Annotated in this window: 17 protein-coding genes and 1 pseudogene; 12 read left to right on the top strand and 6 right to left on the bottom strand. The window is 56.7% G+C overall.

The window, feature by feature from the left end:
• Positions 1-416, bottom strand: a 416-nt coding sequence (locus VMU57_RS03735; RefSeq protein ID WP_325380917.1) for a hypothetical protein, incomplete at its 3' end; no start/stop codon positions are given.
• Between the two features lie 234 nt (positions 417-650).
• On the opposite strand from VMU57_RS03735, the gene VMU57_RS03730 reads away from it, so the two are divergent.
• The gene (locus VMU57_RS03730) at positions 651-2,441 is read left to right on the top strand and encodes a hypothetical protein (protein ID WP_325380915.1); all 1,791 of its coding nucleotides are present in this window, start codon (positions 651-653) and stop codon (positions 2,439-2,441) included.
• 114 nt (positions 2,442-2,555) lie between these two features.
• Here VMU57_RS03730 and VMU57_RS03725 read toward each other — a convergent pair whose 3' ends face one another.
• Positions 2,556-3,698: an acyltransferase gene (locus VMU57_RS03725; RefSeq protein WP_325380913.1), complete on the bottom strand. Its 1,143-nt coding sequence runs from the start codon at positions 3,696-3,698 to the stop codon at positions 2,556-2,558.
• 180 nt (positions 3,699-3,878) lie between these two features.
• Complete coding sequence (locus VMU57_RS03720) at positions 3,879-4,997, bottom strand: acyltransferase (protein ID WP_325380911.1); 1,119 nt, start codon at positions 4,995-4,997, stop codon at positions 3,879-3,881.
• A gap of 355 nt (positions 4,998-5,352) precedes the next feature.
• Here VMU57_RS03720 and VMU57_RS03715 point away from each other — a divergent pair, with 355 nt between their 5' ends.
• The 4 genes from VMU57_RS03715 (at position 5,353) to ahcY (ending at position 9,854) form a co-directional block, all read left to right on the top strand.
• Complete coding sequence (locus tag VMU57_RS03715) at positions 5,353-5,769, top strand: helix-turn-helix domain-containing protein (RefSeq protein WP_325380909.1); 417 nt, start codon at positions 5,353-5,355, stop codon at positions 5,767-5,769.
• Between the two features lie 164 nt (positions 5,770-5,933).
• Positions 5,934-7,100 carry a methionine adenosyltransferase gene (metK, locus tag VMU57_RS03710; protein ID WP_325380907.1) on the top strand — a complete coding sequence of 389 codons (1,167 nt, stop codon included), beginning with the start codon at positions 5,934-5,936 and terminating at the stop codon, positions 7,098-7,100.
• Positions 7,101-7,219: 119 nt separating this feature from the next.
• On the top strand, positions 7,220-8,323 hold the full coding sequence (locus tag VMU57_RS03705; protein ID WP_325380905.1) for a methylated-DNA--[protein]-cysteine S-methyltransferase: 1,104 nt from the start codon (positions 7,220-7,222) through the stop codon (positions 8,321-8,323).
• Between the two features lie 94 nt (positions 8,324-8,417).
• Complete coding sequence (gene ahcY, locus VMU57_RS03700; protein ID WP_325380903.1) at positions 8,418-9,854, top strand: adenosylhomocysteinase; 1,437 nt, start codon at positions 8,418-8,420, stop codon at positions 9,852-9,854.
• A gap of 79 nt (positions 9,855-9,933) precedes the next feature.
• On the opposite strand, the gene VMU57_RS03695 is transcribed toward ahcY, so the two are convergent.
• From VMU57_RS03695 to VMU57_RS03685, 3 genes are all read right to left on the bottom strand, one after another.
• Positions 9,934-10,659 (bottom strand): DUF4397 domain-containing protein, encoded by a 726-nt coding sequence (locus VMU57_RS03695; protein WP_325380901.1) that lies wholly within the window; start codon positions 10,657-10,659, stop codon positions 9,934-9,936.
• Positions 10,660-10,747: 88 nt separating this feature from the next.
• Positions 10,748-12,331, bottom strand: coding sequence for an alpha-L-fucosidase (locus tag VMU57_RS03690; protein WP_325380899.1), 1,584 nt, complete (start codon positions 12,329-12,331; stop codon positions 10,748-10,750).
• Between the two features lie 142 nt (positions 12,332-12,473).
• A complete protein-coding gene (locus tag VMU57_RS03685) occupies positions 12,474-12,797 on the bottom strand; it encodes a ComEA family DNA-binding protein (RefSeq protein WP_325380897.1) in 324 nt (107 codons plus the stop codon).
• A gap of 156 nt (positions 12,798-12,953) precedes the next feature.
• On the opposite strand from VMU57_RS03685, the gene VMU57_RS03680 reads away from it, so the two are divergent.
• From VMU57_RS03680 to VMU57_RS03650, 7 genes and pseudogenes are all read left to right on the top strand, one after another.
• Entirely contained in the window at positions 12,954-14,600 is a 1,647-nt protein-coding gene (locus VMU57_RS03680; protein WP_325380895.1) for an alkaline phosphatase family protein, read from the top strand.
• Positions 14,597-16,219 carry a multicopper oxidase gene (locus VMU57_RS03675; protein WP_325380893.1) on the top strand — a complete coding sequence of 541 codons (1,623 nt, stop codon included), beginning with the start codon at positions 14,597-14,599 and terminating at the stop codon, positions 16,217-16,219. Before VMU57_RS03680 ends, VMU57_RS03675 begins: the two co-directional genes overlap by 4 nt.
• Positions 16,220-16,452: 233 nt before the next feature.
• The gene (hisI, locus tag VMU57_RS03670) at positions 16,453-16,791 is read left to right on the top strand and encodes a phosphoribosyl-AMP cyclohydrolase (RefSeq protein WP_158910147.1); all 339 of its coding nucleotides are present in this window, start codon (positions 16,453-16,455) and stop codon (positions 16,789-16,791) included.
• Positions 16,791-17,672, top strand: a complete 882-nt coding sequence (gene hisG / locus VMU57_RS03665; protein ID WP_325380890.1) for an ATP phosphoribosyltransferase — start codon at positions 16,791-16,793, stop codon at positions 17,670-17,672. The genes hisI and hisG overlap by 1 nt, the downstream gene beginning before the upstream one ends.
• A gap of 64 nt (positions 17,673-17,736) precedes the next feature.
• The gene (gene hisD, locus VMU57_RS03660; RefSeq protein WP_325380888.1) at positions 17,737-18,996 is read left to right on the top strand and encodes a histidinol dehydrogenase; all 1,260 of its coding nucleotides are present in this window, start codon (positions 17,737-17,739) and stop codon (positions 18,994-18,996) included.
• Positions 18,993-20,123: a histidinol-phosphate transaminase gene (gene hisC / locus VMU57_RS03655; RefSeq protein ID WP_325380886.1), complete on the top strand. Its 1,131-nt coding sequence runs from the start codon at positions 18,993-18,995 to the stop codon at positions 20,121-20,123. The genes hisD and hisC overlap by 4 nt, the downstream gene beginning before the upstream one ends.
• A pseudogene (locus tag VMU57_RS03650) lies at positions 20,123-20,549 on the top strand (imidazoleglycerol-phosphate dehydratase); the annotation flags it as partial. The gene hisC and the pseudogene VMU57_RS03650, both read left to right, overlap by 1 nt.

The following is a 20,549-nucleotide window of genomic DNA, read 5'->3' as shown; positions in this document are numbered from 1 at the left end:
AGGTTGGGCAGCAACGGAGTTTTTTTGGCTAATTTACGGCTTACAAAGACGGCAAAGCACATCCCCACCATACCGCCAAGCGTTGCTTCTATGGTCAGAAGCGGCTGGGTGAGGTTGGAATCAGCTGGTTCACCGATAAAGGCCTTCCAGGAGAGACCGAGAATAACGGCGAGGATGGAGTAAAAGAAAACATATCCGCCCGAAGGACGGGTCAAACCTCCAGCCATGTTAAACGCAACCGCTGCAATAACAATAAAGAGAAAAGAGCACAGTGAGAACGCTGGGTCGGTGCCCTGGAACAATTGAACGGCGCCCAGTATCACAGCGAAGCTGGCGGCATACCCGAGCGGAACACGTTCTGGAAAAGGGAGGCGCACTTTTTCTCTTTCTGAACCTGTCACCAGTCCGATTGCCAAATTTCTACGGCAGGCTAACCACAGGCAAATCTTTGGAGTGTAACTGTCTCGAAAGTCCCGCAAGTAATGGACCGAGGACCTAAGCTGATGATATCAGTGGGCAGAAACACCTCAAAAGAATGTTGATGTAAAAGCCCTAGTCGATTACGCGAGGAGCGTCCAAAGGGGTCAGCTATGATAAGGGCATCAAAGTCAGGCAGATAGTGGGGGCAATGCATGGTTTGGCAACGGTCAATGAGCGCTCGACAGGAGAAACAGCTATTTTGGTGTATCCCCATCGCTTCCCTGACCGCGTCGATAGTGATGCTATTCCTCCGCACGCACCTGCATTTTCATAATCCGAGAATCCAATACGGGGTGCTACGTCTGCCCGAGGCCTTTTTTCTTACCGCCTTGTTTACCGCACTGGCAGGATACTTATTTTTCCGTGTTTCGAAATCGCCTGCTTCCGAAGAACGCTCAACTTCATCCTTTATTATTCTGCTGGTTATCGCTTTTTTTCTCTGCTGGCTGCCCATCCTGCTGCGCGGAGGGTTCGTTCAAGATGACTGGTTGGTCGTTGCAGCAGCGATGACACGGAAGATCATCTTCCTGCATCCGATCCTGGCATGGTTTTCGTTGGATACGGTCAACGGCAATTTTCGGCCGCTGGTAACTACCCTTTACTTCGGGTACATGCTCAAGATCTTTGGGCTGCATGCCTTCGCACTTCTCTGCGGAAATTTCATCGTTAATTTACTAGGATCCATCATTGCGTTTTTTGTAGTGCGAGAGTTGGGCTACTCAAAGACGGCTGGAGCGATCGCTTCTCTGCTGTATATGACTCGGGGCCTGAATTACACCCTTAACGCATGGGCATGCGCGCTGGGCGACGGCATCGTCATCTTATTGGGCGGCCTGATCGTCCTTGGGGTTTTACGAGCGAACAGGCGAACAGGTTTTGTATCTTTTGCCTATCACGCGCTTGCCTGGATACTTTTTGTCATCGCTGCATTCGCCAAGCAGAGCGCCTTTACCCTTCCGCTGATTGTTGCGCTGCTTATTTTGCTTCGCCCAGGCCAGACTGCACTACCTTCTTTGCGTCGAAGAATCGGACAAACCATTCTGATTCTGATCTCCTATTCCGTCCCGACGCTGGTCATCTTTTTTCAGGCAAGGTCGCTGCTGAAAACTGTCCCTTACCCAATCTCTCTCACGCTGAGCGGTTTCACTCAGTTGCTGGGGTATATTACCTGGTATTTCATTGGATTTGAAGTTCCGGGGCCGTACAAGATCATTGGCATCCTCACCAGCGTAGTGGGAGCAGCCATTTGCGTTGGTCTGGTCATCCTTGTCTGGCGCGTTCCCACCCTGCTAGGCAAAAGACCGCGCGATATTGCGTTTCTGCTCGCGGCATCGCTTGCGTCAATCTCACTCTATATCCTCTTGCCGACGCGAACGGTTGCCTATTATGGGGCAATGTCTGCGTTCTGGCTGAGTATTGCGATAGGGATTGCCATCACCCAACTGGGTGGAATGGCTGACAAAAAGCCATCAGCGCGAAACGCATATATTGCCCTCTATCTGATCGTCATCCTCGGTTTTTTTGACATACGCGTGAAGCAAACCGGATTAATCTCCTCAGGTGGCTACATCTGGGGAACGTACGGGATGGATCGAGAGAAGGTCCTCTATGACCAGATATCAAAAAGTCTTGCAAGTTCGCCTGACGATCACACATTGGTGATGGTGGATTTTCCAGCATCCGCTCCGGGATATATTGCCATGGCGTTGATTGCAGATCCAGGCTTGCAGCGCATTTTGTGCTACGACAGCAAAACGAAGACCTATTTCGTGAATGACCTTGGCGGATCTCGCCCAAAGGACAACGTTCGGGCCTTAAGCGATGTCCAAGCCTACTGGTGGAACCTGCCCTTCGATTCCGCCCAGGCAGCTAAGATTGCAAGCCAGAGCAGCGTAGCGTGGCTGCAATTCGATGGTGGAACGATCCGCTCCATAGCCCCTTTATCGATTCAGGCTGAATAGATACGAGCATTTTACAAATTTGTAATCCGGCAATACGCTCTCCCAAATCTCAGAGGAGGAAGAGTTGTTCCCGGCTCAGATCATCGCCCGTTTCCCAGACTCCCTGCAGAGGGATCAGGACTGAATATCAACGGCTTTCCGAGGTGCATTCGCAATAGAGCGGTGACTGGTCGGGGAAATTGATGGGAAATAACGCATCAAGCGGTTCCGAAGGTGTAGCGAAGGCTGCTCGACCACATAGTAAGAGAATTCTGCGACAAGCAGAATTCCGAGCCAGTTGCCTGGGAAGGTGCTAATGAACTTCAGAGACGAACCGAAGACGGACTCGTTGCCACTATGCAGAAATAACGTCTGCCAGATGTAAATACTGTAAGAAAGAACTCCGATATGTACGACGGGCCGGGCATTGAGTACGCGGCCAACAGCAGAAGAAGGATTGCGGACACACCAGAGCAGGAAGAAAGCGATGGCGATGCCGGTGACAGTAAAGCCCAGAGGATACTGCCAACGGTTCTGAAAACGGACTCCGAGGCAATTGGAAAGAAAAATGACAACGGGAGGAATCCACCATATTTTCGTGGCGAGAGCATAGGCCCGCTCAAAGGCCGGCGTTCCTTGCAGCAAGGCGACAACACAGCCAAACATCAGCGAGTCCGCGCGCATCTGAAACATTCCGCCATAGTGCAGGTAGGACACGGGCAAAACAGAGGATACGACGCGGATGATGGGCGAGATGAGAATGACTGTGATGGCTACTTTAGAAGCGGCGGAACGACCCGTAATGCCAGAGCGATGGCGCAGGCAAAAGTAGAGGACAAAAGGCCAGATAAGGTAGAACTGCTCCTCAACGCTGAGCGTCCAGAAATGCTCGAGCGACCACATCGAAGTGCCGAAGGCGTAATTGCGAAAGAAGAAGAGTGCGCTGAAGATATCGATTTTGGTGACTGCGAGTCGACCAGCCCATGCAAGCAGCACAAGTACCGCGACATAGAAATAAATTGGCGGCAGGATACGCATGGCCCTGCGAAAGTAGAAGCTGCGCATGCTGATTGATCCGGTCTTCTGCTGCTCGTGCAGAAGAAGACTGGTGATCAGATAGCCGCTGATCACGAAGAAGATATACACGCCGGTGTCACCATTGAAGATTGCAAACCAGATGCCGGAGAGGTGATAGGGCATGCGCTGCATCGTATGAAGGGACACAACAAGAAAGATCGACAAAGCCCGCAGGCCATCGAGACTGGGGATACGGGACATCGATGCAGCTCGAGTGGGGAGGGGCTGGGACATAATAAAAAAGGCCTCTTTAAGGGCTAATTATATAGTGACCCTCCCGTGGAAGTGCTTTGCCTCGATAGGGATGCAGGTCGATACTTCGAGCGAATGAAACAGATCCAGCAGGAATCCGGGGTTCCAGTCCGGGATTCCCTTTCAGATTCACGTTGTCGAGTTCGCCTGGGCTTCTACTTCAATTTCGGCTGGTCTGCCTACGGCGGAGTCAACCTTTTTGGGGAACAGCCGGTCTCGTAGTTTCAGGGCTGGGAATTCGACGATTTTGGTAAAGAAGATACCGACCAGCGCTCCCAACAGGGTTGGAGCAATCGCGAGCCATACCGGCGCCAGCCATCGCGGCAGGTGTGGCGACACCTGAACGAGGGGAGCAATGACGGCAACATGCCAGAGGTAGATTCCATACGAATACAGTCCAATCCACGCAACCAGACGATAGAGCGCAGACCGTCGGCGGCCTTCCCGATGCCGGTACAGGAGCATTAAGAGAGCAACTCCCATTGCGTTGGCGCAGTCCAGGCCGAGCGAATCCGCCCACGGCGCTTGCAGATTGAGCCGGAAAAAAACTAACACCAAGGCGAGGATAAGAAACCAGATCCATCTGCGATTCTGCCACCGCCTGAATGTCTCCGGGGCATAGTGATAAAGAATGGCGAGCAATACACCTTCAAGGATTCCATCAATCCTGGTATGGGTGGCTGTGAACGTATCGAAACCGTAGATCGTCAGTATCATTCGCAGGACAATGACAGTACCCGTCACTCCTGCGAGAAAGAGGAAGAGATTTCTCATCCGCGTTGCACGCCGGGCAGCGATGGCCAGGCACAATACCAGCAGCAGGTAAGCGTGCTCTTCTACACCCAGACTCCATGTGTGAGCGACACCTCCCACATAGTTTTGGATATTTAACAGATTGCCCCACATCTGGTGGAAGGTGCGGTGGCCTGTCAACAGGATCAGGCCTATAAAAAGATAATATTGTGGCCAGATTTTGAAGCCGCGACGGATCAGAAAGCGCTTGCTGTCGATTCGGCCATACAGCATCCATTCCTTTACCAGCAGACCACCCACCAGAAAACCGCTCAGGATGAAGAAGACGTCCACGCCCGCCCACCCAAAATGACTAAACCCCAATACTCTGAATGGATAAAACAGAATGCCCAGCGGCGAATGGAAATCAATCACCATTAAAATGGCGATGCCACGCACAAAGTCCAGTTCGATCTCACGCTTTAATGGCTTTTGGCGGCTGATTTCTGGAGGCACTTTTCAAGTATAGATGACCGGATTCGTCGTCCGTTTAAACATCCAGATAAAGCTCCAAGTATCGGACCTGGCTGGAAATAGGGTCATGTAGACCTTTAAAAGCTTAGCCAAAAGAACAATCAGTTCAGAGCATCCGGAATCTCCGGCACAGCTCGCTGAGATTCCGCAACAACGCAATCAGCAGGAAAAGCTCTCGAGTCCCTTTTGGAATGAGGGGTTGTCAGAGATGATTCTCGGGCGTCTGATTACGCGGAAGTGCTTTGACTCGATAGGGATGCAGGTCTATGCTTCGAGCAACTGGACGAAATCCGGCAGAAATCTGGGGTCCGGTAAGGCTAACGGCTGAGCGGAGCGAATGGAAAGATTCTGCGACGAGCTGCGATGGGCGCGTGAGCAGCGCAAGATCTCGATTGAGGCGATCTGCGAGGAGACCAAGGTCTCGCCGCGGCATCTGCGTGCGCTCGAAGCGGGCGAGTACAGCGAGCTGCCCGGCGGAGTCTTTCGCAAGGGCATTGTGCGCAGCTACCTTGCGGCGCTGGGACTCGAGGAGTCGTCATGGCTCGACCGGTTCGAGGCAAGCCTGCGGGAGAGTGGCGCTCAGGATACCGAGGTTGAGGACTGGTCCGAGTTCGCCGAAAACGTACGCAGAAACAGAGGAGCCAGCGAGTCCGGAACTAAGCTGCAATGGATGGGCGTGGCGATGATGATGGCTGCGCTGCTGGCTGTGGCATGGTGCGTTTGGAAGTTCGTCCTGCATGGACGACTACCCTGAATCTCCCGCAAAACCCTCCCATTCGATGCAGGATATCGCCGTTGAACCGAAAATAGGCACGGATAAGTGCGCTCCTTTGTCGAGGGGCCTAAGCGACGGGTAAAATAGAGGGGTTGCAAACTGATCAGGCTAAGTGTCTGTTCGGGCACCTAAAAGGAGTTGTTTTGGCGACACGCGATAAGTTTCTATTTACGAGTGAGTCTGTAACCGAAGGGCATCCTGACAAGATTGCCGATCAGATCTCCGATGCGATTCTCGATGCCTGCCTGGAGCAGGATCCGTACAGCCGTGTAGCTTGCGAGACGCTGACCTGCACCGGCCTGGTAGTCGTCGCCGGTGAGATCACGACCAAAGCCTATGTGGACTTTCAGAGCATCGTGCGTGGGACTGTCGCCGCGATCGGCTACGACAATGCCCTCTACGGCTTCGATTCCAATACCTGCGCGGTGATCTCGACGATCAACAAGCAGTCTGGCGATATCGCCATGGGCGTCGATACGGGCGGAGCAGGCGATCAGGGCATGATGTTCGGCTATGCGACTAACGAGACCCCGGAGTTGATGCCGACGCCGATCTCGCTGGCACACAAGCTGGCTCAGAAGCTGAGCGAGGTCCGCAAATCGGGCCTGATGTCTTATCTGCGTCCCGACGGCAAGAGCCAGGTGACGGTGGAATATGACTCGAACAACAAGCCGGTGCGCGTTGACGCAGTCGTCATCTCGACGCAACATGCGGAGAACGTCGGCAACGATGAGCTGCGTGCGGACATTCTGAAGCACGTGATTCAGGCTGTGATTCCTGCCGCGCTGCTCGATCAGGACACGAAGTACCACATCAATCCGACGGGCCGTTTCGTGGTCGGTGGACCGATGGGCGATACCGGCTTGACCGGCCGCAAGATCATCGTCGACACCTACGGCGGCATGGGCCGTCATGGCGGCGGAGCCTTCAGCGGCAAGGATGCCACCAAGGTTGACCGTTCGGCGGCTTACATGGCTCGCTACGTGGCGAAGAACATTGTTGCCGCTGGCCTGGCAGATCGCTGCGAAGTTCAGCTCGCCTATGCGATTGGCGTTCCTGAGCCGGTGAGCGTGCTGGTCGAGACCTTCGGCACGGGCAAGGTTGACGAAGGCAAGCTCGAAGCGCTGGTGCGGAAGAACTTCTCTCTGACTCCAAAGGGGATCATCGAGAGCCTGAACCTGAGGCGGCCGATCTACAAGGCAACTGCGGCCTATGGGCACTTCGGACGCCAGGGCGACGGCTTTTCCTGGGAGGCAACCGATAAGGCTGCTGCCCTCAAAGAGCAGGTTGCGCAGTTAGCTGCCAAGTAGGTCTTTTGTTTGAACCGGGAAAGAGGCGGGCCTGAGGGCCTGCCTCTTCTGTTTGCTGCCGCGAGTTTGCGTGAACGAAACGGAGTGTAGTCCTTGACGCGATAGAGGAAGATACTGAGATGACGATGGCTAAAGGAAATACCAGAGCGAGTACGGTCCCGAGTTTCTTTGCCGGCAAGCAGTGGCAGCAGGTGCTGGAGCGGGATAGCAGCGCCGACGGGCAGTTTTTCTATGCAGTGAAATCGACGAAGATCTACTGCAAGCCAAGCTGTCCCAGCCGCAGACCCACGCGGAAGCAGGTAGCCTTCTTCCCTACCCCGGCTGCGGCGGAGGCTGCCGGATACAGGCCCTGCATGCGCTGCGAGCCGGAGCGGACCCAGCCGAAGGACGATCCTCAGGCGGGAGCGATTGTTGCCGTGACCGAGTATCTGAAGGAACACGCGGACGAGCGGACAAAGCTCGCCGATGTCGCCAAGGCCACTGGCGTAGGACGGCTGACGATTCTGCGAGGATTCAAGCGAGTGTTGGGAGTGAGCCCGGGACAGTACGCGAAAGAGCAGCGGCTGGCCAAATTCAAAGACAAGGTGCGACAACCGAAGTCGCGGATTACAGACGCTATCTATGAGGCGGGATTTGGGTCGAGCAGCCGACTCTATGAGAAGAGCGAGGCGTCGCTGGGGATGACTCCGCGCGTCATGCGGGCTGGTGGAGCGGGGTTGTTGATTCGCTATTGCACGACGGCGAGCCCGTTGGGACGGATGCTGGTAGCAGCTACCGATGTGGGAGTCTGCTCGATTGCATTTGGCAAGGATGACGCCGAGCTGGTGGCCGATCTGCGCGAGCGGTTCAACAAAGCACAACTGGTGCAGGCCAAGGGCAATACTGGCTGGCTGGCTGAAGCGGTTGCCTTTGTTGCGAGCCAGTTAGGAGAACATCCGCTGGCAGCTACTTTTCCACTGGATGTAAGGGCAACCGCGTTTCAACAGCGGGTCTGGAAGGCCCTGCAGCAGATTCCGCGAGGAGAGACGCGCAGCTATGGAAGCATCGCAAAGGAGCTTGGCAGGCCGACCGCTGCGCGTGCGGTGGGGATGGCGATTGGGTCGAACCCCGTGGCAGTTGTCGTTCCCTGCCACCGCGCGATACGGAGCGACGGGAGCCTGTCGGGATATCGCTGGGGCACCGAGCGAAAGAAGAAATTGCTCGAGTCCGAAGGAGTTCACTAACGGAGGAGTTCACGCCTCTGAGAGGCTTCCTCACTGCTCAGAATGGTATCCTGAGAGGGTTTGCAAAAACATTTAAAGGTGTCAAGGAGCAGTGATGGCGACAGCAGTTGTTGATAAGGCAGGCGTGGCTTCCGAGTACAAGGTAGCGGATATTTCGCTGGCAGAGTTTGGACGCAAAGAGATCGATATCGCCGAGCAGGAGATGCCCGGCCTGATGTCGATCCGCAACAAGTACGCCGCGGCCAAGCCGTTGGCTGGTGTTCGCGTGACCGGGTCGCTGCATATGACCATCCAGACGGCTGTGCTGATTGAGACGATGGTTGCTCTCGGCGCGGACGTTCGCTGGGCAAGCTGTAACATCTTCTCGACACAGGACCATGCAGCGGCGGCGATTGCCGCGGCGGGCGTTCCGGTGTTTGCGTGGAAGGGCGAGAGCCTCGAAGAATACTGGTGGTGTACCGATCAGGCGCTGCGGCATAAGGGCGGCCTTGGCCCGCAGATCGTCATCGACGACGGCGGCGATGTGACCCTGCTGATCCACAAGGGCGTGGAGCTGGAGAAGGGCGATGGCTGGGTCAATACGCCTTCCGGAAATCAGGAAGAGGGCGTCATCAAGGACCTGCTGAAGAAGATTCATGGCGAGGACGCGACCTACTTCCAGAAGCTGGCGAAGGAATGGCGCGGCGTTGCCGAAGAGACGACGACCGGCGTTCACCGTCTGTACAAGATGATGGAGCAGGGCAAGCTGCTGGTGCCAGCCATCAACGTGAACGATTCTGTTACCAAGAGCAAGTTCGACAACCTCTACGGCTGCCGCGAGTCGCTGGTCGACGGCATCAAGCGTGCAACCGATGTGATGGTTGCAGGCAAGACGGCTGTGATCTGCGGCTACGGCGATGTGGGCAAAGGCTCTGCGGCTTCGCTGCGCGGCCTTGGTGCGCGCGTGATTGTGACCGAGATCGATCCGATCAATGCGCTGCAGGCAGCGATGGAAGGATACGAAGTTACAACGCTTGAAGAGACACTGGGACGCGGCGACATCTATGTCACCTGCACCGGCAATCTCGACATCATCACCTTCGAGCACATGCGGCAGATGAAGGACCAGGCGATCGTCTGCAACATCGGCCACTTCGACAACGAGATCCAGATGGACCAGTTGAACAACGCCAAGGGCGTGAGCAAGCTGAACATCAAGCCTCAGGTCGACAAGTACACCTTCCCCGGCGGCAACAGCATCTTTGTGCTGGCCGAGGGACGGCTAGTGAATCTGGGTTGCGCTACCGGCCATCCGAGCTTCGTGATGAGCAACAGCTTCTCGAACCAAACGCTGGCTGCGCTCGATCTCTGGAAGAACAAAGACACCTACAAGCCGGGTGTTTACATCCTGCCCAAGAAGCTCGATGAGGAAGTAGCACGGCTGCATCTGGAAAAGATCGGAGTAAAGCTGACGACGCTTTCGCCGAAGCAGGCCGAGTATCTCGGGGTCTCGCCCGATGGACCTTACAAGGCAGAGCAGTATCGGTATTAAAAAATAAACAAGAGCTGTACCAGTATTAAAAAGGCCGCGGAGAAGCTACTCCGCGGCCTTTGTCTTGCCCTTCGGGCTATCAGGTTGCGCTGGGCGGGTCGTAGTCATTGGCGGTGATGATTTGCAGGTGATAGCCGCTGATTTGCCGCTGATCGATCAGGATGATGGTGCTGGCGGAGCCGTCGGCATAGGCAACCTGCGTACCGGCATAGGCAGGAGGAGTGGTGCCAGTGGGGATGGCTCCAGCGGGCAGCATGACGATGGTATAGGTGCCGGTAGGAGTGCTCAGATATCCAGTGTTGACGCCTAAGTTGACGTTGGTGGCGATGGGCTTGGCATCGGCGAGAGTTTGGCCGGGAGGTACGAGATAGATATCGACTGCTCCAGCGCGCGAGGCCTGACTGATGAAGCGAAGATCAATCTGGCCCGAAGGCGAAGGCTGGCTCTGATCTTTGAGCGTGAGTTGCTGCGAGCTGGAGGCGGTGTTGCCGATGAGGACGGTGTATTGCGTAGAGGGAAGGAAGCTCCCCTTGGCGGCAGAGACCACCTGCGCGGTGCCGGTGGAGTTGGCGGCGATGGTGTACGTGCCGGGCGTGACCTGCACATAGGAGGTAATGGTCCCGAAGCGGAGGTTGTAGGCGAGCGCTTCATGGCTCTGGTAGATGTCGAGGTTGGGAGCGTCGGGGGAGACGTCGATGATGCGGACCTGCGAGCTGGACGGATTGCCCATAAGACCCTGGCAGCCGGTCAAGGTAATGAGAGCGGCTAGGCCCAAGGCGGCGAGTTGGCGGGGTTTGAGGGGCATTTGCCGTTAGTTCGGGGAGAGCCCCTTAATATTAGGGCATTTTGAGGGGAGTTGGCTCGTTGATTTTGGAAGACGGATCAGGCCGTGGCTATATCGCTCCTAGTGGATGAGTGCCTTCAATGCGTAGAGTGTACGGCTGGGTCGACTCGGCGGATGGGGACATGGTGACGATTAATGCCTCGGGGGTTTGCTTGAACTTAAGCGGCGTTGGCGTGGGGCCGAGGAGGGTTACTCGCTCTACCCTGGCCGCGACCGTGGAGAGGGAGCGGATTTTAGCTTCGGCAACTGGATATTTCAGGCCGAAGGCGTAGAGATTGCCGTTGTTGGTGGTGAAGCGGAACTCGCCTTCGGTGATGGGAATGTTGGGGCGGCGTCCGAGGCGGGGTCCGGCGTTGGCGGTGGAGCCGCCTTTCCAGTCGCCGGGAGCCTCTGAGGGGACGCTGGGGCCTTCACCGTAATGTGTCCAGGCGTGGCTGCCGTAGATGCCCTCGCCGTTCGATTTGAGCCATTCCCCTACGGCCAGCAGCGCTTTTTGCTGAGGCTCGGGGATGCTGCCGTCGCCCATGGGCGAGATGTTGAGCAGGAGATTGCCACCCAGGCAGCACATCTCGATTAATTCGTTGATGATGCTGTCAGCGGAGCGGTAGGTCATGCCGGTGGTGTAGCCCCAGGTGCTGCCGATGGAGTCGTCGCACTGCCAACCGGCGGAGGGATAGATCCAGCGAGGGGCGCGCTGCTGCTTCTCGAAGTCCTGCACCGAGCCGAAGAGGTAAGCCACGTCCTTGGTGGCAATCGTGGACGGTTTATCGCGTTGGGCAGCGCGGTTGTAGTAGTAGGCAGCGGCACGGAGTTTGACGTCGTCGTAGTCGCGAGGGTTGACGCCGTTGTCGAAGTAGATCATCTGCGGCTGATATTTATCGACGAGCTCCTGCACGCGGGCGAGCCAGTCTTCCTGAAAGGCCTTGCTGGCGTTGCCGTCGTTCATGTTGCCGGGGATGGGTGGCCCGTAGAAGCCTGCGTACTTGGGATCAAACTCATCATTGGGGACACCTGGGGCGGGGTAGGCAAAGGTGTGGTGCTCCATGCGATGGCTGGAGCAGCCGAAGATGAGGTTCTGCTTGCGCACGGCGGTGGCCAGCTCGCCAATGAGGTCGCGTTTCGGCCCCATCTTTCCGGCGCACCAGGGGGTAAGGTCGGAGTTCCACATGGCGAAACCGTCGTGGTGCTCGGCTACAGGAACGACGTACTTTGCCCCCGCCTGCTGGAAAAGCCTGGCCCAGTCGTTGGGCTCGTATTTCTTAACAGTGAAGAGCGGGATGAAGTCTTTGTAGCCGAACTTGTCGGGCGAGCCATAGTGCACGGTGTGCCACTCCGAGTCAGTGGTGTACATGTGCTTGATGTACCACTCGTTCCCGTGCGCGGGAATGGAGTAGAGGCCCCAGTGGATGAAGATGCCGAACTTGGCCTGATTGAACCAGGCGGGAACATGGTAGTTGTCGCGAAGGGACTCCCATGTGGGTTGGAAGGGGCCAGCGATCATGGGCCGGGCCTTGGCGTAGGCGTCGGCTGCGCCTGCGGCGGCTCCGGTCTGCGCGAAGAGTTCGCGAGGAAGAAGGGTGGCGGCGGCAGCCAGCGAAGATTGAGCAAGAAAGGAGCGGCGGTTGAACGGCATGGAGAAGCGTAGCCTAATTTTAGAAACTATTTCAAGGAAGGATTACCTTCCGTGCGTCTGCAAAACCGTCTGCGGCTTAGAGAAAAAAAGGCTGACTGCTCATCGTCAGCAGTCAGCCTTGAAATTCTTGCGCCTGGAATATCTATTTTTTGGGCTTGCTCGCGATGATCTGGTCTTTGATCTTGTTGTAGGTGGCCGAGGGCAGGATTCCGCGAGTTACCAGCTGATTCTTCGCGGTGTAGGGTCGGCCATCAATGATCCGCTTTGCATAGGCGTCGCCGATGCCGTTGAATGCTTTGAGTTGGTCGGGCGAGGCGGTGTTGATGTCGAGCTTATCGCCCGTGGCGGCGCTGGCCGAGGCCGAGGCCTTTGGCGGCGCGGCGAACGGGGCCGCCGTGGCCATGACTGGCGCCGACAACAGCAGCGCCAGAGCCAGCGTAAAGGGGGAGCGTATGAATTTGAACATGAGAACAAAGCCTCCTAAATGAGTACTTGCGATGCAAGAGTAGATGAGGCCGTGCGGTTGGTCAAAGGAAAATACCTTTTTATTTGTGTCATCACGCCTCTGTGAAGACAAAGTTAGCGCTATCTGAAAGACTAGGAGGGAAATTCGAGGGTATCGATGAAGACTTTCACCGCTCTCTCCTTTGGAGGCGCGCTTCTGTCGCTGGCACTGTTGAGCCCGTGTGTCGCGCGGGCTCAAGGCAAGGATGCGAAAGCTACGGCAACCCCAATCAAACATGTCGTCGTAATCTTTGGCGAAAATATCTCGTTTGACCACTACTTCGGGACCTATCCCGACGCGCTGAACCCGCCGAACGAACCGGCGTTCCACGCGAAAGCAGGGACGCCTACGGTGAACGGATTGACGAAGACGCTGCTGGAGCACAACCCGAACTTCATCAATACCAGGGTAAACGGCAAGGATGCGACCGGGCCGTTCCGTCTGTCGCGCGCGCAGGCAGCGACCGCGGACGAGAACCATGACTATACCGCCGAGCAGCGCGCCTTCCATGCTGGGCTGCTGGATTCATTTCCTCGCTATACGGGCATCCTTGGCTCTCCGAAGTCGAGAATGCGCCTGGGGAGCGAAAAGGTAAAGGGCGCGAAGGAGTATGCGTTTCAGACCAAGGGCCTGGTGATGGGCTACTTCGACGGCAACACCGTGGCCGCGATGTGGAACTACGCACAACGCTATGCGCTGAACGACAACTCGTACGGCTCTACCTTCGGACCTTCGACTCTGGGAGCAATTGACTTGATCTCGGGGCAGACCAATGGTGTGACCGACAAGGTGAATGCAGGCAACACCGTGATCGAAGGCGGCGATGGCACGTTTACCGAGATCGGCGACGGCGACCCGATTGGGGATGTGTGCTCTGTGCCTTCGGGCGCAATGCTGCACTTCACCGGCAACAACATAGGCAAAATGCTCTCAAAGAGCGGCGTGACCTGGGGATGGTTTCAGGGTGGCTTCGACCTGACGAAGAAGAATCCCAACGGCACGACGGGCTGCCGCCGCAGCACCTATTCCACTGTAGTCAAGGTGACGGACCTCGATTACAGTCCGCATCACGAGCCATTCCAGTACTACAAGGAAACGGCGAATCTACAGCATCTGCGTCCAACATCGGTACAGATGATCGGGCATGACGGAGATGCGGCGAACCATCAATACGACACGGATGACTTCTTCGATGCGGTAAAGGCCGGAAACTTTCCGGCGGTAAGTTTTCTGAAGGCCCCGGCCTATCAGGATGGGCATGCGGGCTACTCCGACCCGCTGGATGAGCAGGCGTTCGATGTGAAGGTCATCAATTTTCTTCAGCATCAACCGGATTGGAAGAACACCGTTGTGATTCTGGCGTATGACGACTCCGATGGATGGTATGACCATCAGATGGGGCCAATTGTGAATCAGTCGACAACGCGGGCGGATGCGTTGACCGGGCCGGGACAGTGCGGCGATGGCTCGACTTCGCTGCCGGGACCGCACACCGCGCACGCGCAGGGACGCTGCGGCTACGGGCCGCGGTTGCCATTGCTGGCGATCTCTCCCTACGCAAAGCAGAACTTCGTCGACCACACCCTGACCGATCAGACCTCGGTGCTTCGCTTCATCGAGGACAACTGGCTGGGTGGCGAGCGTGTTGGCGGAGGCTCCTTCGACTCGATTGCGGGGCCGATGACCGGCATGTTCGACTTTGAACATCCCGATGCGCGGCGGTATCTTCTCGATGATTCGACCGGAGTTGTGGTGAAGCAGTGACGCTTACTCGACGAAGGTTCCTGGGTCAGGCCAGCGTGTTTGCAACCGGCCTGCTACTGACCGAGACAGGCTCTGCAATGGCTCCCATGCAAGCCGCGATGAGCGACTCGGTGCTGGGGCCGGGAGTGTTGACGCCGTTTGTGGATGCGCTTCCGCTGCCTCCGGTTGCGAAGAGCATGGGAACGCGGGCGAACCCGGAGCGCAAGGGCGAGCAGATTCCTTATTACAGGATCGCCATGCGCGAGATGCATGTAAAGGTGCATCGCGATCTGCCACCAGCCAGGCTGTGGGGATTCAATGACAGCTCGCCCGGCCCGGTGTTCGAGACGCGTAGTGGGGAGCCACTTCTAGTGGAGTGGGCGAATGAGCTCCCGCTGAAGCATTTTTTGCCGATTGACTACACGCTGCACGGCGCAGGCAAAGATGTTCCCGAAGTGCGAAGCGTCGTTCATCTGCACGGCGGCAGAACACCTCCTGATAGCGACGGATATCCCGATGACTGGTTCGTGCCGGGAAGATCGGCGATCAATTTCTACCCGAACCGACAGGACGCGACGACCCTGTTTTATCACGACCACGCGATGGGAATTAATCGCCTGAACATCTATGCAGGCTTGCAGGGAATGTTCCTGATCCGCGATGCGGTTGAAGATGCGTTGAACCTGCCGAGCGGCAAGTACGAGGTGCCGCTGGTGATCTGCGATCGCTTCCTGCGCAAGGATGGGCAACTCGAGTATCCGGTATCGCCTATACCTGGCAAGCCATGGGTGCCTGAGGTATTTGGCAACGTCGTGCTGGTGAACGGCAAGGCCATGCCTTATCTCGAAGTAGAGCCACGCAAGTATAGGCTGCGAATTTTGAATGGATCCAATGCCAGATTCTATCGGTTGGCTTTTGAAGATGAGCATGAGTTTCATGTGATCGGCTCCGACCAAGGACTGCTCGAAGGCCCGGTGGCTTTGCAGCGCCTGCAGCTTGCTCCGGCAGAGCGCGCCGATGTGATTGTGGACTTCAGCAAGTATGCGGGCAAGCGAATGCAGCTTGCGAGCGACTCCCTGCCCGTGATGCAGTTTCGTGTAGCCGCTACGAGTGCGGCTGATACCAGCGTGCTTCCTGCAAAGCTGCGTACGGTAGAGAGAATTCAAGAAAAGACAGCGGTGAAAACTCGGCTGCTCACGCTCGACGAGCATTTGAACCTGGCCGATCAGTCGATGGACATGATGCTGAACAACACTCCGTGGCATGCGCCCGTCACAGAAAACCCAGTGATCGACACGACGGAGATCTGGGAGTTCGTCAATCTTACTGAGGACACGCATCCCATTCACATTCACTTGGTGCGGTTTCAGATTCTCGATCGGCAGAGGATCGATACCAACGCCTTCTTCGATAACAGGTCGGTGAAGTTTATCGGGGATGTCGAACCAGCGACCGGGATCGAGGCGGGATGGAAGGACACTGTGCGGGCCGATGCAGGAACGCTGACGCGAATTATTGTCCCATTCAAGGGCTATACCGGCCGCTACGTCTGGCATTGTCATCTGCTGGAGCACGAGGACAACGAGATGATGCGGCCTTATGAAATTTTGGCTGCGGAGCCGCAAAAAACAGGCGCTTGATTGACAAGCGATGGCATCGCAGCTACCTTTAAAAGCAATGAGCGTTCGTCTCCAGCATCACGGCCATCACCATCATCATGCGCAAAGCGTGTTGGCGGCTGTGTCCGGTGTGGCGAAGTAACGAACGCATACTAAGGATTGGAAAGGCCCGCTAACGCGCATATCGCGAGCGGGCCTTTTTGCTGCCCGGTAAGCGAGTTGGATGGCCTAAGAGAGAAATTCAGGAGATGACGATGGAAGCGGTAAAGATCGATTTTGCGAAGATGGATGGCCTGGTTCCGGGCATCGTGCAGGATGCGAAGACGGGCGAGATGCTGATGCTCGGCTTTTTGAACGAAGTGAGCTATGCGAAGACGCTCGAGACGGGCTTTGTGACCTTTTGGAGCAGGACGCGAAGCAAGCTTTGGATGAAGGGCGAGACCAGCGGCAATCGGCTAAAGGTAATCTCGGCAGCAACGGATTGCGACAATGATGCTCTGCTCTTCAAGGTAGAGGTCGAGGGCGATGGGCTGGTATGCCACGAGGGCACAGTAAGCTGCTTTACCAAAAATATTGAAACGGAGAAGGCATAATGTCTGGTGCGAAGAAGCTGAAGCTGGGAATTCCCAAGGGCAGTTTGCAAGATGCGACGATTGCGCTGTTTGAGCGGGCTGGATGGAGGATCTTTGCCAATGGGCGAAGCTACTTCCCTTCGATCGACGATGCCGAGATCGAGTGCATGCTGGTGCGCGCGCAGGAGATGGCACGCTACGTCGAGCACGGCGCGCTCGATGCCGGACTGACCGGCAATGACTGGGTCCTCGAGAATGAGACCGACGTGGAATACGTCACCAGCTTGACCTACAGCAAGCAGAGCCGGCAGAAGGTAAAGTGGGTGCTCGCGGTTCCCGAAGACTCGCCCTTCCAGAAGCCCGAAGATCTCGCAGGCAAGATCATCGCAACCGAACTGGTTGAATTTACCAAGCGCTACTTCGCCAACAAGAACATTCCCGTGAAGGTGGAGTTTAGCTGGGGCGCAACCGAAGTGAAGCCTCCTACCCTCGCCGACGCGATTGTCGAAGTGACGGAGACCGGCAGTTCGCTCCGCGCGAACCGGCTGCGGATCATCGAGACGCTGATGGAGAGCGAGACACAGCTCATCGCCAACAAGGCTGCGTACAAGGACGACTGGAAGCGCGAGAAGATCGGCAACATCTCGCTGATGCTGAATGCGGCGATCGCTGCTCAGGGCCGCGTGGGCCTGATGCTCAACGCTCGCAAAGACTCCTTGAAAGCCGTGATCGGCGTTCTGCCTGCGCTCAACTCTCCCACCATCTCGCAGCTCAGCGACGAGGGATGGATTGCACTCAACACGATTCTGGATGAGGCCGAGGTTCGAGACGTGATTCCGAAGCTGAAGGCTGCAGGCGCTACCGGAATTGTGGAATATCCACTGAGCAAGGTTGTTCTCTAACGATGTCTTTTCGCGCCTGGCTCTTCGTCATTGAGGGCCGGGCGCTGTTATTCGGAGTTCATGGATGAAGCTGGTACGAACATTTGGGCGGAGCAAAGCGGCTGCGGCTGCTCTGGTGGAGACGCTGGAGCAGCGTGGCGCGTCGAACACGGCAAAGGTTGAGCCGGTGGTCCGGCGGATTCTTGCGGACGTTCGCAAAGGTGGCGATGCCGGCCTGCGGAAGTACGCGGCCAAGTTTGATGGATTGACGAAAGGGCAAGCGCTTCTGGTCTCTCGTGAAGAGATGCAGGCCGCCTGGGACGAGACTGCACCGGAGTTGCAGGCAGCGATGATGGTGGCGCGAGGCAATATTCTCGCGTTTGCCGAGGCGCAGCGACCGAAGGAGTGGACGATTACTCCGGCTGACGGTGTAAAGACGGGACAGATCATTCGCCCGCTGGGAAGCGTGGGTTGCTATGTGCCGGGAGGGCGGTATCCGTTGCCTTCGACGCTGCTGATGACAGTGACACCTGCACAAGTAGCGGGAGTAGAACGAATCGTAGTGTGCTCGCCCAAGCCCGCACGGGAGACAATGGCTGCGGCATGGATTGCCGGGGTGACGGAGTTCTATCGCGTCGGCGGAGCACAGGCGATTGCAGCAATGGCCTTTGGCACCGAGACAGTTGGACGCGTCGACAAAATTGTGGGCCCGGGAAATCTATTTGTAACTGCGGCGAAGACAATTGTTTCGACCGAGTGCGGTATTGATATGCCCGCCGGACCGACGGAGATAGTAGTTACCAGCGAGACCGGCGATGCCGCGGGAATTGCAGCAGACCTGGTGGCCCAGGCAGAGCATGATCCTGAGGCTCTCCCTATCCTGGTTACAAGTAATGAAGCTCTCGCGAAAAACGTTGCAGCCGAAGTGAAGCTACAAGCAGCGAAGAATACGATTGCGAAACAGTCGCTGACCGCGCAGGGGGCAATATTTGTAACTGCTACGGTTTCAGAGGCGCAAGAGCTGACGAACCGCTTGGCCCCAGAGCATTTAACCGTCGATTCGCCGAAAGATTTGAAGTGGGTCCGCAATGCGGGCAGTGTCTTTGTGGGAGCCTATACCCCGCAGTCGATGGGAGATTATGTTTCGGGGCCAAACCATGTGCTGCCGACCGGGCGCGTGGGGCGTGTACGCGGCGGTTTGAGCGTGATGGACTTCGTGAAGGTCATCACGGTGCAGGAGTACACGCGCAAAGGGCTGCGGAAGATTGGCCCTCACGCAATTGCGCTGGCGGAAGCCGAGGGACTGGTTAGTCACGCGGAGAGTGTTCGAGTGAGGATGCGATGAGTGTTACAACCGAAGTAAACCCGCGCAGAGCTGTGCTGCAGATGCCGGAGTATCATCCTCCGCTGGCGGGGCGTGATGCGCTGCGGCTGGACTTCAACGAGAACACGTTTGCCCCTTCGCCGAAAGTAATCGAGCGCCTGCGCGAAATAACAGCAGAGGGGTTGACGAAGTATCCCGAGCGCGAGCCCGGTGAGCGAATTGCAGCAAAGCACTTTGGGCTGAAACCCGAGGAAGTGTTGTTGACCAATGGCGTGGATGAGGCGATCCACCTGGTCTGCTGTGCATTTCTTGAAGAGGGCGACGAGGCGGTGATCTGCACGCCCGGCTTCTTTATGTACGACGTGAGCGTCATGATGATGACGCCTAACCTGCGCAAGGTACAGGCGGATGAGACGCTGCAGTTTCCCTTTGAAAAATTTCTCGCGGCGATTACGGAGCGGACGAAACTGATTATCGTGTCTTCGCCCAATAACCCTACGGGTGCCGTGGTGAGCCGCGAGCATCTGCTGGCGCTTGCGAAAGCCGCTCCGCAAGCCGTGTTGATGGTGGATGAGGCGTACTTCCACTTTCATGGCGAGAGTACGATGGGCGACTTGTCCGCCGTGCCCAACATGCTTGTCGCGCGAACGTTTTCGAAGGCCTACGGGCTGGCGAATCTTCGCATTGGAATGCTGGCCGGCAATGCCGCACTGATGAAGTATGTGCGCAAGGTCAGCTCGCCTTACAACGTGAATGGCGTTGCGCTCGATTGCCTGACCGTAGCCCTGGCTGATGAGGACTACCTTGCATGGTATGTCGAACAAGTGCGCGTGGGACGAGATCGCATGATGCGTGGGTTGGACGAGTTGGGTGTTCCCTACTTCCCCAGCCACGCGAACTTTGTGCTGATGAAGATTGGCCCAAAGCATAAGGATTTAGTGACCGCGATGCGCGAGCATGGAGTGCTGCTTCGAGACCGTTCGGCTGATCCCGGATGCAATGGTTTTGTGCGCATCACGATTGGGATCGAGGAGCATGTGCGGCTTGGACTGGCGGCGCTGCGGTCGTCGCTCGAAGAGATTGGATGGAAGCCTGCTGAAGGAGATATAGCTCGGCAGAGCAGCGAAGGCGAAAGGGAGTTTGAGTAATGGCAAAGAGTTTGAGCAAGGTTCGAACAGGAACGGTAAAGCGCGACACAACAGAGACGCAGATTGCGCTCAAGCTGGTCGTCGACGGCCAGGGAGTCTATAAGGTCTCGACCGGGATACGGTTCTTCGACCACATGCTCGAGCTGTTCACCCGGCATGGAGGGTTTGACCTGACGCTGAAGTGCACGGGCGATCTGGATGTCGATCAACACCACACCGTCGAAGATGTCGGCATTGCTCTGGGCGAGGCTTTCAACAAAGCTCTCGGCGATAAGAAGGGCATCATGCGCGCCGGGTACTTTGTGATGGCGATGGATGAGACGCTCGCCGTTGCCGCTGTAGACCTGAGCGGACGCGTGGCCTACGTCGTCGATGACAAGGTGAAGGTGCGACTGGTAGGAGATTTCCAGAGCGAGCTGCTGGCGG

Origin of the sequence: Edaphobacter sp. (assembly GCF_035532915.1) — a bacterium.
Classification (GTDB): Bacteria; Acidobacteriota; Terriglobia; order Terriglobales; family Acidobacteriaceae; genus Edaphobacter.
The sequence above is the reverse complement of the archived record's forward strand: the minus strand, read 5'-3'. Positions and strand labels throughout refer to the sequence as shown.

What these genes read in the sequence shown, in the direction of transcription:
- ahcY (WP_325380903.1), top strand. Translation starts at nt 8,418, where the DNA reads ATGGCGACAGCAGTTGTTGATAAGGCAGGCGTGGCTTCCGAGTACAAG.
- VMU57_RS03680 (WP_325380895.1), top strand. Translation starts at nt 12,954, where the DNA reads ATGAAGACTTTCACCGCTCTCTCCTTTGGAGGCGCGCTTCTGTCGCTG.
- VMU57_RS03685 (WP_325380897.1), bottom strand. Translation starts at nt 12,797, where the DNA reads ATGTTCAAATTCATACGCTCCCCCTTTACGCTGGCTCTGGCGCTGCTG.
- VMU57_RS03725 (WP_325380913.1), bottom strand. Translation starts at nt 3,698, where the DNA reads ATGTCCCGTATCCCCAGTCTCGATGGCCTGCGGGCTTTGTCGATCTTT.
- VMU57_RS03730 (WP_325380915.1), top strand. Translation starts at nt 651, where the DNA reads ATGAGCGCTCGACAGGAGAAACAGCTATTTTGGTGTATCCCCATCGCT.
- hisC (WP_325380886.1), top strand. Translation starts at nt 18,993, where the DNA reads ATGAGTGTTACAACCGAAGTAAACCCGCGCAGAGCTGTGCTGCAGATG.
- VMU57_RS03690 (WP_325380899.1), bottom strand. Translation starts at nt 12,331, where the DNA reads ATGCCGTTCAACCGCCGCTCCTTTCTTGCTCAATCTTCGCTGGCTGCC.
- hisI (WP_158910147.1), top strand. Translation starts at nt 16,453, where the DNA reads ATGGAAGCGGTAAAGATCGATTTTGCGAAGATGGATGGCCTGGTTCCG.
- VMU57_RS03715 (WP_325380909.1), top strand. Translation starts at nt 5,353, where the DNA reads ATGGAAAGATTCTGCGACGAGCTGCGATGGGCGCGTGAGCAGCGCAAG.
- VMU57_RS03705 (WP_325380905.1), top strand. Translation starts at nt 7,220, where the DNA reads ATGACGATGGCTAAAGGAAATACCAGAGCGAGTACGGTCCCGAGTTTC.
- hisG (WP_325380890.1), top strand. Translation starts at nt 16,791, where the DNA reads ATGTCTGGTGCGAAGAAGCTGAAGCTGGGAATTCCCAAGGGCAGTTTG.
- VMU57_RS03695 (WP_325380901.1), bottom strand. Translation starts at nt 10,659, where the DNA reads ATGCCCCTCAAACCCCGCCAACTCGCCGCCTTGGGCCTAGCCGCTCTC.
- hisD (WP_325380888.1), top strand. Translation starts at nt 17,737, where the DNA reads ATGAAGCTGGTACGAACATTTGGGCGGAGCAAAGCGGCTGCGGCTGCT.